A 16,069-nucleotide genomic window follows, 5' to 3' on the forward strand; every position below is an offset into this window, starting at 1 on the left:
CCATGACGCTTAACGATATTCCCTTAGTTCCATTTTTTCAGAGAGTATTGGATCCGCTGATTGTGATGGTCTCGCTGTACCTATGCACGGTCTTATTCCAAGAGCCGTTCACTGGTTACTACATGATTTTAATGATTTTGGCGTTTTTTATCGCAAGCGGAATGGATAATTACATTGATCCTTACCGCACCTGGCGAAGCGGACGTATGGCTGCCTATGTTCGCGATACTGTGGTTAGTTGGTCGCTGACGGTAGTTGTGTTGACACTGATCGGAGTCACTTCTGGCTTGGGTAGCGCTTTCAATCTTGATGTCTTGTTGTGCTGGGCTGTGGCGACGCCGGTGATATTGTTGCTTAGTCATGAGGCCGTATGGCGCATGTCAATTGGCAGAATCGGTCGTGGTGAAGCGCGTTCTGTCATCATCATCGGTGCCAATGATGTCGGATTGCGATTTGCCGATATTTGTGATAATCAGCCTAACCTCTTTATGCATATGTTGGGTTTTTTTGACGATCGTACGGAAGATCGCCACCCTCCAGGGCGGCGCCATCCAATTCGCGGCAAGATGGACAAAGTCAGTGCATTTGTGCGCGAACACAATGTCAAGATGATCTTCATTAGCCAACCAATTTCGGCCCAGCCTCGTATTCGTCGCCTGCTCGATGAGTTGCAGGACACTACTGCCTCGGTCTACTTTTTGCCCGATATTTATGTGTTTGATTTGATGCAGGCGCGCTTTGATAACGTCGGCGGTATGCCGGTGATTGCTATTTGCGAGACGCCATTTACAGGTATTAATAGTATGGTCAAGCGCACAAGCGACATTATCCTTGGCTCACTTATCTTGATCATGCTGTTGCCGATTATGCTGGTAATTGCTCTGGTGGTCCGCTTCACATCGCCTGGACCGGTAATCTTCCGGCAGAGACGCTACGGGCTGTATGGCGAGGAGATTTTGGTTTATAAGTTCCGCTCTATGACCACCGTTGACGACGGTAACACTATCGTGCAGGCTCGAAAAGATGATCAGCGAGTCACGCCAGTTGGTGCGTTCTTGCGCCGCACCTCGCTCGATGAATTGCCACAATTCTTCAATGTCTTGCAAGGACGAATGAGTATTGTTGGCCCGCGCCCGCACGCGGTGGCACATAATGAACAATACCGTAAGTTGATTAAGGGATATATGTTGCGTCATAAGGTTAAGCCGGGTATTACCGGTTGGGCCCAGGTCAACGGTATGCGTGGCGAGACGGATACCCTGGATAAAATGGAGGCGAGGATTCAGTATGATTTATCGTACTTGCGCAACTGGTCGTTATTGCTTGACTTGCTGATTATTATCAAGACTGTGAGCGTGGTTCTGAAGCGTGAAAACGCGCACTGAGTAGGTATCAAAATAAGACAACGGTAAAGAGCAATACCTAGGAAGCCGTTGCCGGCTATTAACTCACGCGTACCTTGACTGCAAATAAAATGACATTAGGGTTGAGGTGCGAGAAACGCAATTAGATTTAGGTGTTGCAAATCTATATCGATCGTGTCAATATTTGCAACGTTGTGCAATTTATTGCTTTTTATAAATATTGTTGCTCGCTGTTACAGCTGCCTTTTATTCATGAGGGAATCATTTTGAACCAAATTAAACAGTACGGGCTCGAGTCGCGCACTCTTAATCGTGTGCCACGCCATACGATGTGTGCGGTTGCTGTGCTGGTCGCATTCAGCTTGGCGGCATGCGGCGGCAAAGATAAAAAGCCCGGGCAGTCGCTTGCGAGTGTCGATGGCGAGGAAATTACCGTTTTGCAGCTAAACGAAGAACTTCAGCGTGCCAATGTGCAGGCCGCACAGCAGGCCGCTGCAAGTAAGCAAATACTTGAGTCATTAATTGACCGTCAACTGTTGCTGAACGCTGCGGTCAAAGAAAAGCTGGATCGTGACCCGAAAGTGGTACAGGAAGTTGAGCGTGCGAAAGCGTTGGTGGTTGCTCAAGCTTACATGCAGAAGCATCTGACGGCGCCGACTAAGCCTACCCGTGAAGAGGTAGAAAAGTATTACCATGATAATCCGGTATTCTTCTCCCAACGCAAGTTGTTCGATTTGCGTCAGTTATTGCTGGCGACGCGTGATTTAGATGATGCGATGCGCGCAGAAATCGACAAGGCAAGGTCGCTCGACGACGTTGGGGTACAGTTGGACGCACGTCAGATTAAATATGCGCGAGGCCAGGCTGCGCGATCCACGGCAGACTTGCCGCCAGAGTTGTCTGCCAAATTGCAGGTGATGGCAAAGGGGCAGCTTTTCATCGTGCGAGAAGGCGAACGCAGTCTCGTAATGACTATCGCTGAGGTAAAAGATAATCCGATTTCGCTAGAGGTCGCTGCGCCGCAGATTGAACAGTTTTTGCTGAATCTGCGCAATAAAGAGGCGGCAAGTGCCGAGATAAAGCGTCTTCGTGCGGCGGCTAAAATTGAAATGCTGCAAAAAGATACAACTCAAGCTGCGGCCGCCCCTGCAGCGTCAGCTGCTTCGGCCGCTTCGACGGCCGAAAACGGTGCCGGCGCGCGCGCGGTCGAAGGCTTGAAGTAATTGTTAGCACATTTTTTGTCACGTGGTAATTCTCAATAGGATTAAGTAAATCATGAACCGACTCGCAAATTGGGTAGCCGCGTTGCTGCTGATGTTTTCCTTAAATGGCGTGAGTGCCGCCGAAGTTCTATTGGGCCCCGGTGATGTGCTGCGCTTGTCGGTGTTTGGAAATCCTGATTTGGCTTTGGAGACACGTGTTAATGAGGCGGGCAATATCACCTTCCCGTTGATAGGTGAGGTTGCGGTTGCTGGCTTGTCACCATCGCTGGCCGGTAAAAAGATTGGCGACCGACTGGAAAGTGGTGGCTTTGTTCGCAAGCCCCAGGTCAATGTTTTGGTCACCACATTGCAGAGTCAGCAAATCTCAGTGTTGGGTCAAGTTAATCGGCCTGGCCGCTATCCTTTGGAGGGGAAGCGTAGCGTTATTGATCTATTGGCTATGGCCGGTGGCATTTCGGCTGACGGCGGCGATACTTTGAACCTGCTTCGTAAGCGCAATGGGGTCACCACCAAGGATGTGGTCGATATCATCGCGATGATGCGTAGTGGTGAACTGAGTCAAGATTATGAGCTGGCCGGCGGGGACGTCGTTTATGTAGAGCGTGCGCCACGCTTTTATGTGTATGGGGAAGTGCAGCGTCCAGGGAATTTCCGTCTTGAGCGAGGGCTAACCGTCGTGCAGGCGCTGTCGGTAGGTGGGGGGCTGACTCCTCGAGGTACTGAGCGTGGCATGGTAATCAAGCGCCGTGATACCAATGGCAAGTTACTGTCGTTCGATGCCAAGCATGACGACATTTTGCAACCCGATGACGTGCTGTATGTGAAAGAAAGCTGGTTCTAAGCGAAGCGGGCTTGTGGGCACGGGTTGACCCGCGCTAAACCTCGATTGAAAGTACCCTATGAATTTTTCCCAATTTTTACTGATTTTGCGTGCGCGCAAATATATTGCTTTGGTTACTTTACTGGTGACGGTGCTCACGACCGTAGTAATCAGCCTACTGCTGCCGAAGACATACCGCGCTACCAGTTCGGTTGTGCTGAACTATAAGGGTGTTGATCCCGTTACTGGAATGACGCTTCCGGGTTCTTTACTCCCGGGCTATATGGCGACCCAAGTGGATATCATCAGCAGTAAAACGGTTGCGTCGAAAGTTGCTGAGCGGCTGGGTTTGGACAAAAATCCAGCTGTAATTCAACAGTTTCGTGATGCTACGAACGGGCGCGGTACGGTGAGCGATTGGTTGGCGGATCTACTGCTTAAAAAGTTAGAGATTGAGCCAGCGCGGGAGAGTAGCGTAGTTTCCATTAGTTTCAAAGGCAACGATCCCCAGTTCGCTGCTGCGGTGGCGAACGCCTTTACAGAAGAATATCAGCGCGCCAGCCTCCAACTTAAGGTTGACCCGATGAAAAAAGCTACGGCTTATTTCAATGATCAGGGTAAGTTGCTACGGGATAATGTTGAGGTGGCGCAAAGCCGCCTATCGAAATATCAACAGGAGCATGGCATTGTCAGCGTCGACAACCGACTCGATGTTGAGTCCGCACGCCTGAACGACTTGTCGGCGCAACTGGTAGCGGCTCAGACGCAGGTGGCTGAAGCCAACTCTCGTCGGAATATGGCCCTCGGCCGTGATGGCGCTGAATCTCCTGACGTTAATGGCAACCCATTGGTGCAGAACCTGAAGATCGCGCTTAGTAACGCTGAAGCTAAGTTTGCCGATATCAGTCAGCGCCTCGACAAGAACCACCCCAACTATCAAAGTGCTAAGGCGGAAGTCGAGAAGATCCGATCGGACCTTCAGGCACAAATGCGGACCTCCTCCAATAGTGTTGGAAATAATGCTGCGATTTTGCAGCAGCGAGAAGCTACTATCCGTGCCGCATTAGCGGCCCAAAAGGATAAGGTACTGGAGTTAAACCGCACACGCGACGAAATGAATGTTCTGGCTAAGGACGTAGAAAGTGCACAGCGCGCTTTCGACACTGCAATGCAGCGTCTGTCGCAGACGCGCATCGAAGCACAATCGGAACAGTCTGATATTGCGATCCTGAATGTTGCAGTTCCACCAATTGAGCCATCCGGTCCTAAAGTTTTGCTCAACACTGCCTTGGCTATCTTCGTGGGTACCGTGTTGGGCATCGCTACTGCTCTGCTGGTTGAGATGCTTAACCGCCGCGTGCGTTCCCAGAATGATCTGGTTGAGGTTACCGGTGTTCCAGTTCTGGGTAGCATAGACTGGACTGACAAGCCGCGCAAACGCACCCTGATCAATACTTTCTCCGGACGCCGACTGGCGCTTAAATAATGGACGCGACTATGACTCAATCCGTAAATCCCGTGGCAATGCCAGGTGGCGAATCCAGCATCGGCGGTATCCTATTGGCATCTGGGAAAATCACGCCGGAAAATGCCGAACGTGTGCTGCGTATGCAAAAGGAGCTTGGGATTCGTTTCGGTGAGGCGGCTCAGCGATTGGGGCTGATTACCGAGGCCGACATCCAGCAGGTCCTGGCCCGGCAGTTTGATTATCCTTATCTGACCAAAGACGATAGCAAGTATTCGAAAAAGCTAGTAGCAGCTTACGAGCCATTCTCGGCGCAGGTGGAAACTCTGCGCGCGGTACGTAGCCAGTTGATGCTGGGGTGGTTCGGTAGTGGCCGCAAGGCGTTGGTGGTAGCCAGTGTTGATCCTAGCGACGGTGCCAGCCTATTTGCCGCAAACCTTGCCGTAGTATTTTCTCAATTGGGCGAACGCACACTGTTGGTGGACGCGAATCTACGCAATCCGCAGCAGCAAGATATCTTTAACCTAACCGAGCGCCAAGGCGTGTCGGATGTGTTGGCCAATCGTGCTGCGCTTGATGTGATCGCGAAGGTCGACGAGTTCGTTGACTTATCGATTCTCGCTGCTGGCACTTTGCCGCCGAATCCTCAGGAAATGCTTAGCCGCAGCTCGTTCAATGGGTTGAATACCCAACTTGAAAGTCGCTTTGACGTGGTGCTATATGATGTACCAGCGTTTAGCATTGGCTCGGATGCACTTGCGGTTGCTGGCAGGGCAGGTGGGGTTTTGTTGGTAGTTCGCAAGAATCATACTTCTCTGGATGATGTGGCGGCTGTGGCCGAGCAGATGCAGCATACTGGCGCACGTATCATTGGTACGGTTTTGGTGGAATTCGATGACTGAACTGGTGCATAACATGTACTGGCGTGAAAAGGTACGCGCCGCTTTCCCTGAATGGGGCGCGATCATACTTGGCTTTGCAGCCATGTATGTGCCGACTTTCTATAGTTTAATGACGGGTGCTTGGTCCACGGAGGAACAGGCGCATGGCCCTATAATATTAGGCTTGGCACTTTGGCTACTTTATCGTCGCAGTGATCTGTTATTGAGTGGCCCCAGTGTACGACATGCGTCGGCCGCGTTACCGTTGCTGGTGCTTGGCCTGCTTTTATATGTATTAGGCCGCTCCCAGCAGATCCTATTATTTGAAATTAGCTCTTTTATTTTTGTGCTTGTTGCACTGGTGTGGTTCAAACGTGGTGGGCGAGTGCTGGCTCAACTATGGTTCGCTTTCTTTTTTATGCTGTTCATGGTTCCGTTGCCGAGTGCCGTAGTGAGTGCACTAACTATGCCTATGAAGATGGCAGTATCATGGGCAACTGAGCATGTGCTCTTCTGGTTCGGTTACCCAATTGCACGTAGTGGCGTGATTCTGCAAATTGGACAATATCAACTGCTCGTTGCAGACGCTTGTGCAGGACTTCAGACCTTGCTAACACTTGAGTCGTTGGGCCTGTTTTACATGAACGTAGTACGTAACACGTCGGCGTTACGCAACGTGATGCTTGCCATCTTGATCGTGCCGATTTCTTTTACTGCCAATGTGATTCGCGTTGTGACGCTTACATTAATTACCTATTATTTTGGCGACGCTGCCGGTCAAGGTTTCCTGCACGGCTTCGCTGGCATGGTGCTGTTTGTAAGTGCGTTGGTCCTAATTATTAGCATTGATTCGCTTCTTATGATGGTTGTGCGTTGGCGGCAAGGCCGTGCGGTGCCCGTTAAGGGAGCAATACAGTGAAACGGTCCACTCTTACCGCAATATTGCTAGGCGGAAGCATGTTGCTTGCTAGCATTGGTGCTACTGTTCTCACACCTACCCGCTATCTCTCGGCTCATCTTCCACCAGTGGTTCTTGATAAAATGGTGCCGGTTGCGTTTGGGGAGTGGCGTGAGGAAATCAATACCCAAGCAACTGTTATCAATCCGGAAACTGCCGCAACATTACGGCGTATCTATTCGCAAACGCTATCTCGAACTTACGTCAATCGCAACGGCGAGCGAGTGATGTTATCTATCGCATATGGTGGCGACCAGGGCGATGCAAATCAGGTTCACTATCCTGAAGTATGCTATCCGGCACAGGGCTTTCAGTTGACGTCTAGCAGCACAGGACAGCTATCAGGGCCTTTGGGCACTATCCCGGTTAAACGCCTGGAAACTAATTTGGCCCAGCAAAGGTATGAGCCAGTGACCTATTGGACTACGGTTGGCGATCGTGCGGTAGTGGGCGGGGTCAGTAAAAAGTTGGCGGAGCTTAATTATGGCCTGCATGGAGAAATCCCGGATGGCTTACTATTTCGGGTGTCCTCAATAGATCGGGATTCGATGCGCGCATATCAGCTGCACGACGAGTTCGTGCAGTCCTTGGCACAGCAATTGGCGCCAGAAACTCGTAAGCGCTTGATGGGGCTGCGTTTATGATAGGCGCAATCGGCAAGCGAATGGGCACGCGACTGGCAATTAAACCAACTGCTTTGCCGGCGCGTCGTGGGCGTTGGGGACTGGCACTGTTGTTGGTGTTGGTACTTTTTTTTGCAATGTTCGGTGGCCTGTTGGTGGCTCTATTCGGGATGCCTGCGGCCGCATTGGTCGTGGTGGTTGTCGGTGGTGTCGTTATGTTTATGCTGCCATTACGCCACGTGGTGGGACTGATGGTGCTTACTGCATTCTTGGTCGTCGGGCAATTGGTCTATTTCGCGCGTATTGAAAAGGCGTTCTGGATTCCCTTCCTGTTTGGCTTCCTTTTATTGCTACGTCTGCCTGCTGAATTGATGCATCGTAGGCTGGAAGACACTTTTCAGGCACCTTTCCGACCGCACCTGAATGGCTGGATTATCGGTTGTCTGGTGGTATATTTTGCTGCCTTGATTGGTTCTACGTTAATTAATTTAAATCCTCCTTTTCAAGTTCTGCTCAGTGCACGCGAGTACTTTTTTATTTGGGGGCTCTATGCAGTACTGGCGAGTGGCCTGATAAATCCAAGTCTATTAGCGCGAGTTTGGCACTGGCTTCCATGGCTGCTACCGCTACAACTACCTCTGGTGCTGTATCAACGATTTGTGGTCGCCGCGCGGCGTACGGTAGTGTCGCTTGGAAGTGGTTCACCTTGGGATGCGGTGGTGGGGGCCTTCGGCGGGGACCCCAATGGTGGCGGAGCTAGCGGTTCGATGGGCTTGTTCGTTGTCTTCGCAATGACTTTGGTAACTGTACGATGGCGAAAAGGGGAACTGCGCTTTAGTCATTGGGCTCTGATCATGATCAGCGGATTGGGAGCACTGTTGTTGGCTGAAGTAAAGTTCGCTGTGTTGATGTTGCCTGTGGTTATGGCCTTCGCGTTTAGGCGGGAGTTGGTGCTACGTCCGGTAGCAGCGGCTGGGATGCTGATAGTGGTGTTTGGATTAACTGGTGCGATGTTTGGGCTTTATAAATATCAGTATTCCAATAGCTATGTCGAGCAGCATTTCGGAGGCTACAGCGATTTGGTTCTTAAAGGCGCGCTCGATACTTCTGCGTTAGGTGGCGCTCGTACTGAAATGAGTCGCGCTGCAGCGGTTACCTTCTGGTACACGCAACAGACTAACATGGTTGATGCACTGATCGGACATGGCATGGGGGCTACTCGCAAAGGGGTCACTGCAGTAGGAGAGGTGGCGGCCAGGTATCCTTTCACCGTAGCGCGTTCCTCATTGGCGGTGCTCCTGTGGGAATGTGGCCTGATTGGATGCTGCGCGTTGATGGCAGCTCTGTTCGCAGCCTACCAGTTGGCCTATCGATTGTCATCGGATAGTAGATTGGTGCCGTCGGAGCAGCGGTTGCTTGTGGTGGTCAGCGCTGGGATTATGCTAACTGCTGCTGAATTGCCGTACAACACAGATCTTTTATATTCTGCGCACATGCAAATCTTGCTTATGTTGCTGTTGGCACAGGTAGCCTGCTCAGCAGGTAAAATTACGGCGTTGCGCATTCGGGGGCGCGCCGTAGGTTGAGTTTGACGCTAGGCGCTACATTTTTCATCTTCCTATGGTAATTTCTTGAACCATTATTCGAGTTCGCGGGCGAGACAAAGCTTGCTGTACTTTTTGTCTGGTAAGGTCATGTCGGCTCTTTTAGGGGTCGGCTTCCTTGTTTTGACAGTGCGTCATCTGGTAGCAGACCATTATGGTGCATATGTAGCGTTGATTGCGCTAATTGACGTCTTCTATCTTTCCACTGGGCTTGGGTTGTCGACCATCGCCCAACGGTACGTTGCTGAATTTCGGCTGCGTGCTACGCCTCGCAGACTGCACGCGTTTATCGGGGGGCTGTTTGTGCGCCGTATTTGCCACTCACTGCTGTTTGGTGCACTGCTTTTAGGCTTGCATGAGTACGTACTACCAGCATTGGGATTACCTATTCAGGAGCGCTTGTTGCCGTTGGTTGTTATCTTACTGATGGCGGCCGCTAGTTTAGCGATGCTTGACGAGGTGTTGGCCGCGCTCTTGCTTCAAGGAAGCGCGCAGGCGATGGCTATGACGCGCAACCTAATTAAAGTCGGCGTGGTTGGCGCTATTCTCCTTGCCGGACGCAACCTAAACATCGATGTCCTTCTCGTGACCGAGTTGGTGGCGGTAGTGTTAGCAATGGCATTGGGATACATTCTGCTATACAGGCAGTTGCGTCGCGACGTTGATGCTGAGGGGGGGGATTCTCACTATGAGGTCCGTGGAATGTGGGGAATGGCTGGTCGATTTTATCTGATTCAGCTGATCGGTCAGGCATATGGCCAAAACGTAGCTAAACTGATTATTACTCGCATGCTGGGCTTGGCGCAAACCGCTGCTTATGGTTTTGCACAGTCGATTGCTGATATGCTGGCCAATTATTTGCCGGCACATCTGTTGGCTGGCTGGCTTCGTCCACTCATGGTGTCGCGCTATCTGGCTCGAGGAAAAATAAGCGATTTGGTTGATGTGGCCAATCTCGTGCTCAAACTCAATCTAATCGGGATTTTGCCCGTAGCGGTATTTTTCGGACTTTACGGCGATAGGTTTGCAAGTTGGGTCACAGGTGGCAAGTATGGCCATGCCGGGCTTTTACTGATGCTGGTGACGCTCTTTATTGGGTTGCAAACTGTACATTTGATGGTGGCAATGATCGCTATGACTGTAGAGCAGGCAAGTTCAAACTTAGTGGCCACACTAATGTCGGGGGCAAGCTTGCCGTTGTCCTTGCTCCTGATTCACTGGCTTGGCACCGAAGGGGCATCCCTAGGCCTGATTTGCAGCGAGTTAGTTTGGATAGCAAGTGCTGTTTATCTATTGTACCGGCGCGGATTCCCAATTGAATGGGACATTGGCGGTAGCTTACGCTTGTGTGTTGCTGGCGTGGGTGCTGCGATAGTAGGTTATCTGCTACCAATTGTCGACGGTGCACCGTTGCTGCAGCTATCTTTGGCAGCCGTTGTGATAGGTGGAGTCTTCTTATTGCTGGCTGTGTTGACAAAACCGCTACGCGAAGCTGAGAGAACTTTAATTCGGGGAATAATTCCCGCACGATTTGTGATTTTGTAAATTTCTTTGCCAGGTTCTTGATCCATGAATGTAATAGCCCGAAGTTTAATTTCACTAATCCCTCATCGAGGGCAGCAGGCATTGCGACAGATTTGGCGCGATTGTCGGGCAAATTTGCGGTTGCTTCTGGCATATCGCTATGATTGGTGCGTTTATCGTCGGCACTCGGGTATGTTACGTCACCGCGCTCCGTCGGTTATAGAGGCGCGCTTAATCAAAGCCTATCATCGCATTGAGAAGGGCTTAGCTTTGCCTGTGCCGCGTCCTGGTTTTGGACGAGATGCGGTCGCTGAAGTATTAACGTGTGTGGATGAATTTACCCATCGCTTCGGACCGAATCATACTACTCGTCGCGCCCTCAATACATTGGATGAATATGTTAGCTTTAATCAGCGCGTAGATGCTGATGTTCGGTGGATGGTGCCAAAGTTGCGCGAACTTATGGCTCTGCAGCAGAACGCAACAGAAGGCCAGGGGGGGACCCTAAAGGTTGATCGTGAATCAATTTACGCTGCTGCTCGAATCGATCTTGAGTCATTCTTTGCGATGCGTTACAGCGTACGTCAGTTCGCGCCCGACCCGATTGATCAACAGTTGATCGAACGCGCAGTCTGCATGGCAAAGAAGACACCATCGGTCTGTAATCGTGAATCAGGCAGTGTGTTTGTAGCCAGCGATATTGCGCGTAAGCAGGCATTGTTGGCGTTGCAAAATGGCAATAGTGGTTTCGGCGAAAGCGCTGACCGTATTCTCGTGATCACTTCTCGGCTGGATACGTTTCTAAGTGTTGGCGAGCGTAACCAGTGCTGGATAGACGGCGGGCTATTTGCCATGAGTCTGATTTATGCTCTGCACTCGCTGGGATTAGGAAGTTGCTGTCTCAACTGGAGTGTTGAGCCTGGTCAGGACCGAGCACTTAAGGCGGTTGCGGGCATTCCTGAGGATCATGCCGTGATTATGCTGTTAGCCGTAGGCCACTTGCCCGAGCAATTGCGTGTGGCTCAAAGTCCACGCCGTCCCCTGAGTGATGTTTTGCACTATATTTGAACTGGAACCCCATGACCACCACCATTTATTTCACTGGCCAAAATAATTTCGGCAATCGCGGTTGCGAGGCTCTAGTACGATCAAGTGTGGCTACACTGCGCGCACAGATTCCGGATGCGCACTTTTTGGTACCGTCTCTCGATCCGGAGCGTGACTCTGCACAATGGCCAGATGCGGCTGCTCAAGGTATTGAGTTTGTGCCAAGCCCAGCATTACCCTCTAGCTTCAAGTGGCGGGGGCGCTTGTGCCGCCGGTTGCCTTGGCTGAAAGTGTTGGCGTGGCCCTCCTTGGCAGGCCGCGCGGACCTAGAGCCCTACCTAAAGCGGGCTGATCTAGTGGTGTCGATTGGCGGGGACAATATTTCGCTCGACTATGGATTGGAATCTTTGTTCATGTTTGTCGGCGTGGCTGAGCGTGCGATAGAGCTTGGTAAGCGGGTGGCTCTATGGGGAGCATCTGTAGGTCCATTTAGTAGTGATGCTCGGGTGGAGCGCCAACTTTCAGTTCATTTGCGCAAACTGGATATGGTGTCGATCCGTGAAAGCCACTCGCTTGCTTACTTGAAGTCGATTGGTGTAGAAGCTAACGTGGTTGCCGTGGCTGATTCTGCCTTCGCATTGGATCGCATCGAGGTCGATGTGGCGCCGTTTTGGCCGATCCAGGGATCAGAGGGGGTGTTGGGGCTGAACGTAAGTCCGCTAATTGAAAAAACGTATGCTCGTAGCGGTCGATCTGGTACTGTGGCGCAAGAAACGGTGGCTTTCATTGAGTGGGTCTTGGCCAACACTAGCATGTCAGTATTGCTCGTTCCTCATGTTGTTCCGTTAGATGGTGCTTCGGGAAATAACGATGAAATTTATCTAGACGCGATTCGGCAACAGGTGTTAAATGGTGGGGAAAGGGTGAAAATCGCGCCCGCTGGGTTGAATGCTTGCGAACTAAAGGACATCATTGCCCGTTGCACGCTGTTTATTGGCGCTCGTACGCATGCCACCATCGCTGCTCTCTCGACTTGCGTGCCTACGGTGTCGATTGCCTACAGCGTCAAAGCGCGGGGATTGAATCGTGACCTGTTTGGGCATGAGCGCTATGTTCTGCCAACCCAAAACGTTAGTGCACTGACCTTGCAGCAGAATCTATTAATGTTGCAGAGTGAACAAGGTGTGATTCGTGCCGTGCTTAAGGAAAAAATGCCTGAGTGGAAAGACAAAGCCCGATTAAGTGCACAAGTGTTGGCCAAGGAGCTAGCTCACTCGTAATATTTTTCCGGAGTTCAACTTTTTGTGCTAAAGTGAAATAAAAATTTTTGAGACTAATATTTATTTCTCTAACAAATGATTGTTTTGGCGCCAAGTGGTAACACCGATGAGCGCCCTCCAAGGAGTTGAAATGAAAAATCCACACATTTATGCGGGACTCTTGTTTGGTTCTTTGATATGCGGTCTGGCTGGTGCGCAGACACAGGTTACGCCATCGGCGACTTTGTATTACACAGCCTCGGGCTACGTTCGAGTTGGTACTACGCCGACATATGTCAACGCAGGCACTGCAGCCCGTCTGCACGATTTTGGTACCACTGGTGGCTTTACTAAGGATGGCACTCCCCGTTTGGCAACTATTGTTTCGGCGAATACAAATAACACTCAGACTATTCTGAGCGGTACTATAGGGAATGGCATCCCAGGGCGTGTTGAGTGGACTCCAACCGGCGTCACGATGCAAAATATCGCAGGGGAAGGACAGTCCGGAACCTTATGTCGAGCCCAGGCGTCGTCTTATGCACTATTGCCTGATGTACCGTTGGTATGGAATCTGCGGTTCAAATTGGGTGATGCAACCGTGGCGCGCAAGTGGCAGTTTTTACCGGTTGGTAAAGATCCAGTGTTGTTGTGGCAGATCAAGCCACCTACCACGTCACCATCTATTGCGTTCTATGCTGATACTGATAATTTGAATCCGTCCAAACTTCAATTAGTGTTCGGCGTTACTGATGATTCGGTTAATTCCAATACAACAGTGCGTGCTGGTGAGGTGCACGGGTTGTCTGATGGGACAATGATTGACGTGCATATCGAAGCTCTGCTAGATGATCGTTCTGTGGCCGCAGGCGGGAAGGGGTACTGGAAAGTATGGGTTAATGGCACCCAAGCCGTTAACCGTGTTGGCCCGACTCTTCGAGCAGGCGTGAAGGAGCCTCATCAGTGGTACTTTGGTATTTATCGATACAACACGGTTTGCCCAAGTTCGGTTCCCCGTTACACATTATGGGAAACTTTGCGCTTGGATATGGCTAAATAATTTGAATCAACTAGGTTATACATGCAAGCAAAAGGCGTTCAGCCAAAAGTCACTATCATTATCAAGGCACTGAACGAAGAACGACGTATCGCTGCCTGCTTGCAGGCGGCGGTTAGCGAGGCGCAGAGTGTTCAGGGTGAGGTGTTGCTGGTTGATTCACTATCGACTGATCGGACAGTAGAGATTGCCCAAGGCTTCCCGATTCGAATTGTACAATTCTTGCATGTCGGTGACCGCAATTGTGGTTCTGCTGTTCAGCTTGGTTTTCAATATACGCAAGCGCCATATTTGTACGTATTGGACGCTGATATGATCTTGCAGCCTGGTTTTCTGGCGACGGCTTTGTCGCATCTCTGTGCCGATAGTGGTTTAGCAGGGGTGGCAGGCAAGCTGCTTGATTCCCGCCTGCTAACCGTGTACGACCAGCGGCGCGCCGAGAAGGCGGTGGCGCTCACCGTGCCGATCGAAGTTGGCGAACTAGGTGGTGGTGGTCTTTATCGGCGGGAGGCGATTGATCAGGTTGGTTATTTGGGGAATCGCTGGTTGCGTGCATACGAAGAAGCTGAGTTGGGTATGCGACTTCGTGCGGCAGGATGGCGTCTGCTGCGCTTGCCAACGCCAGCAGTAATGCATGAAGGGCATTTCGAGACGAGCGTGGCTATGCTCGCGCGTTTGTGGCGCAACGGTCGCGCTACTGCCGCTGGTGTATTGGTGCGCGGGGCTCTTGGTAAGCCTTGGTTTGTACGCGCGCTGCGCAGTCAGGCGCATGCTTTGGCTGTTCCCGCGATGCATATTTCATCCGCGCTGATTGGTTGGTTATTGCTGCTTGATAACGGTAGTTGGCTTGCTGGTTATGCTGCTGTGTGGCTGGGGTGGTTCGTACTGCTATGTGCAAGGAAGCGTTCTCTTGGTGGGGGATCGTGGACATTGCTTCTTTGGCACTATAGCGCGATTACGCTATTGCTTGGACTGTTCATTCCCCTGCGTGATCCACTATTACCAATCGCTGCGCGTGAGTTGGTTTATGAGAATTTAGATCATGCGATTCAACAGCGGGACTCTGCTGATGAGCCAACAGAGGATCGCAGTCACACTGTAGGCGAATAAAGTAGTGCACGGGATTGCCATGAAGGTTGGGTAGTCTGTCGCTGCTATCAGATGCTCTATTAGTTCTAGTGCTACCGGGTGCACCAGATAGATGCCCAAGGACAAACTGCTGAGTATGTGCGCACTATTGCGTGGTAGCAATGTCGAGTGTTTTTTAAATAGCAGCATGATACAGAGCGACATTGGCACAACTGTTATGCTGAGGTAATTGTAGAAGTACAATCCGCGCGTTAGGCCTAATGTGATGCTGCATAGGTAACATCCGACCGCGGTTGCTGAAATTGTACAAACTAGTGCTAGGGAAAGTTTCCATGATTTCGGTTGCCAGACCGTGGTTGCGATCAGATGGCCGGCAACGAAATACGGAAGGTAGCTAATAAACCCGTGTAATGGAAAGCCTAGTTCTAGTTGTAGCAATATAGTAACTGCGCTATTGGCTCCGTTTAATAGGAAAAGCGTAGTCATCACCCAAATCAATTTGGTGCGGTCTATTTGTTGTAACACTAAGCGAATTATCGGAGTCAATAGATACAGCCCAGTGATCATATATAGAAACCACAGATGAAAATACGGTTCGCCCTTGAGTATGCTATCGAGCAACTCCCTTGTTGTGGGCGGAGTGTTTCTATACCAGCCCTTTAAGTAACGCCAGCATAAATAGAAGGCCGACCAGAATAGTAGCGGTGCGAGAACGCGTGCGATGCGCTTTTTATAGAAAGTTGAAGTATCCTCGCGTCGATCAGGGTTGAGCAATAATGCGCCGCTGACCATTACTAATACCGGCACACACCAGCGGGTCGCAGCATCGAATAAGTTGCCTTCCCACCATATCCCACTATGCCAATCCGAGATCTTGGTTACGACTCCTGCTGCCGCATGCAGGCAAACTACTGCTAATACTGCCAAGACGCGAGCATTATTGATCCAATTCATTTGAACTCCTCTTTCAATAATGGTCACTCTGTAGCTTGTGCTTATTTTGACTTGCTATCGAGTTAGCTTAATTGCGATCATCGTTCAGCGTAATGGCGCACCGCAAGAGAGTTGTATACAGGTAAGCCTTTGCAACATTTTGATGAACGATTTACAATGTTCGGCGCACTAGCCAAAGATTACTAGGTCAGTTGGTCGGTA

At 50.8% G+C, this 16,069-nt stretch carries 14 protein-coding genes; 13 read left to right on the plus strand and 1 reads right to left on the minus strand.

What is annotated here, in order from left to right; all coding sequences use genetic code 11:
• Positions 1 to 2: 2 nt before the first annotated feature.
• From ABNT42_RS20085 to ABNT42_RS20145, 13 genes are all read left to right on the plus strand, one after another.
• Entirely contained in the window at positions 3 to 1,385 is a 1,383-nt protein-coding gene (locus tag ABNT42_RS20085) for an undecaprenyl-phosphate glucose phosphotransferase (RefSeq protein WP_348699973.1), read from the plus strand.
• Positions 1,386 to 1,519: 134 nt separating this feature from the next.
• On the plus strand, positions 1,520 to 2,587 hold the full coding sequence (locus tag ABNT42_RS20090; RefSeq protein ID WP_348699975.1) for an EpsD family peptidyl-prolyl cis-trans isomerase: 1,068 nt from the start codon (positions 1,520 to 1,522) through the stop codon (positions 2,585 to 2,587).
• A 52-nt stretch (positions 2,588 to 2,639) separates the two neighbouring features.
• A complete protein-coding gene (gene epsE, locus ABNT42_RS20095; protein WP_348699977.1) occupies positions 2,640 to 3,428 on the plus strand; it encodes a polysaccharide export protein EpsE in 789 nt (262 codons plus the stop codon).
• Between the two features lie 58 nt (positions 3,429 to 3,486).
• Positions 3,487 to 4,893, plus strand: coding sequence for a chain length determinant protein EpsF (gene epsF / locus ABNT42_RS20100; protein ID WP_348699979.1), 1,407 nt, complete (start codon positions 3,487 to 3,489; stop codon positions 4,891 to 4,893).
• An 11-nt stretch (positions 4,894 to 4,904) separates the two neighbouring features.
• Positions 4,905 to 5,774, plus strand: a complete 870-nt coding sequence (gene epsG, locus ABNT42_RS20105) for a chain length determinant protein tyrosine kinase EpsG (protein WP_348699981.1) — start codon at positions 4,905 to 4,907, stop codon at positions 5,772 to 5,774.
• Positions 5,767 to 6,672 (plus strand): exosortase B, encoded by a 906-nt coding sequence (gene xrtB, locus ABNT42_RS20110; protein WP_348699983.1) that lies wholly within the window; start codon positions 5,767 to 5,769, stop codon positions 6,670 to 6,672. The genes epsG and xrtB overlap by 8 nt, the downstream gene beginning before the upstream one ends.
• Complete coding sequence (epsI, locus tag ABNT42_RS20115) at positions 6,669 to 7,355, plus strand: exosortase-associated protein EpsI, B-type (RefSeq protein WP_348699985.1); 687 nt, start codon at positions 6,669 to 6,671, stop codon at positions 7,353 to 7,355. Before xrtB ends, epsI begins: the two co-directional genes overlap by 4 nt.
• Before the next feature lie 20 nt (positions 7,356 to 7,375).
• Entirely contained in the window at positions 7,376 to 8,920 is a 1,545-nt protein-coding gene (locus ABNT42_RS20120; RefSeq protein WP_348699986.1) for a hypothetical protein, read from the plus strand.
• Positions 8,921 to 9,028: 108 nt separating this feature from the next.
• A complete protein-coding gene (locus ABNT42_RS20125; protein WP_348699989.1) occupies positions 9,029 to 10,483 on the plus strand; it encodes a polysaccharide biosynthesis C-terminal domain-containing protein in 1,455 nt (484 codons plus the stop codon).
• A gap of 171 nt (positions 10,484 to 10,654) precedes the next feature.
• Positions 10,655 to 11,530 carry a nitroreductase family protein gene (locus ABNT42_RS20130; RefSeq protein WP_348699991.1) on the plus strand — a complete coding sequence of 292 codons (876 nt, stop codon included), beginning with the start codon at positions 10,655 to 10,657 and terminating at the stop codon, positions 11,528 to 11,530.
• 11 nt (positions 11,531 to 11,541) lie between these two features.
• On the plus strand, positions 11,542 to 12,789 hold the full coding sequence (locus ABNT42_RS20135) for a polysaccharide pyruvyl transferase family protein (RefSeq protein ID WP_348699992.1): 1,248 nt from the start codon (positions 11,542 to 11,544) through the stop codon (positions 12,787 to 12,789).
• Positions 12,790 to 12,919: 130 nt separating this feature from the next.
• Positions 12,920 to 13,828: a hypothetical protein gene (locus tag ABNT42_RS20140; protein WP_348699994.1), complete on the plus strand. Its 909-nt coding sequence runs from the start codon at positions 12,920 to 12,922 to the stop codon at positions 13,826 to 13,828.
• A gap of 21 nt (positions 13,829 to 13,849) precedes the next feature.
• Positions 13,850 to 14,935 (plus strand): glycosyltransferase, encoded by a 1,086-nt coding sequence (locus ABNT42_RS20145; protein WP_348699996.1) that lies wholly within the window; start codon positions 13,850 to 13,852, stop codon positions 14,933 to 14,935.
• Here ABNT42_RS20145 and ABNT42_RS20150 read toward each other — a convergent pair.
• Positions 14,861 to 15,868, minus strand: coding sequence for an acyltransferase family protein (locus ABNT42_RS20150; protein WP_348699998.1), 1,008 nt, complete (start codon positions 15,866 to 15,868; stop codon positions 14,861 to 14,863). The two genes, ABNT42_RS20145 and ABNT42_RS20150, sit on opposite strands and share 75 nt — an antisense overlap.
• Positions 15,869 to 16,069: the final 201 nt, after the last annotated feature.

Origin of the sequence: Duganella fentianensis (assembly GCF_964031615.1) — a bacterium.
Classification (GTDB): Bacteria; Pseudomonadota; Gammaproteobacteria; order Burkholderiales; family Burkholderiaceae_D; genus Rugamonas; species Rugamonas fentianensis_A.

What these genes read in the sequence shown, in the direction of transcription:
- ABNT42_RS20120 (WP_348699986.1), top strand. Translation starts at nt 7,376, where the DNA reads ATGGGCACGCGACTGGCAATTAAACCAACTGCTTTGCCGGCGCGTCGT.
- ABNT42_RS20125 (WP_348699989.1), top strand. Translation starts at nt 9,029, where the DNA reads ATGTCGGCTCTTTTAGGGGTCGGCTTCCTTGTTTTGACAGTGCGTCAT.
- epsF (WP_348699979.1), top strand. Translation starts at nt 3,487, where the DNA reads ATGAATTTTTCCCAATTTTTACTGATTTTGCGTGCGCGCAAATATATT.
- epsG (WP_348699981.1), top strand. Translation starts at nt 4,905, where the DNA reads ATGACTCAATCCGTAAATCCCGTGGCAATGCCAGGTGGCGAATCCAGC.
- epsE (WP_348699977.1), top strand. Translation starts at nt 2,640, where the DNA reads ATGAACCGACTCGCAAATTGGGTAGCCGCGTTGCTGCTGATGTTTTCC.
- ABNT42_RS20140 (WP_348699994.1), top strand. Translation starts at nt 12,920, where the DNA reads ATGAAAAATCCACACATTTATGCGGGACTCTTGTTTGGTTCTTTGATA.
- ABNT42_RS20085 (WP_348699973.1), top strand. Translation starts at nt 3, where the DNA reads ATGACGCTTAACGATATTCCCTTAGTTCCATTTTTTCAGAGAGTATTG.
- ABNT42_RS20135 (WP_348699992.1), top strand. Translation starts at nt 11,542, where the DNA reads ATGACCACCACCATTTATTTCACTGGCCAAAATAATTTCGGCAATCGC.
- xrtB (WP_348699983.1), top strand. Translation starts at nt 5,767, where the DNA reads ATGACTGAACTGGTGCATAACATGTACTGGCGTGAAAAGGTACGCGCC.
- ABNT42_RS20150 (WP_348699998.1), bottom strand. Translation starts at nt 15,868, where the DNA reads ATGAATTGGATCAATAATGCTCGCGTCTTGGCAGTATTAGCAGTAGTT.
- ABNT42_RS20130 (WP_348699991.1), top strand. Translation starts at nt 10,655, where the DNA reads ATGTTACGTCACCGCGCTCCGTCGGTTATAGAGGCGCGCTTAATCAAA.
- ABNT42_RS20145 (WP_348699996.1), top strand. Translation starts at nt 13,850, where the DNA reads ATGCAAGCAAAAGGCGTTCAGCCAAAAGTCACTATCATTATCAAGGCA.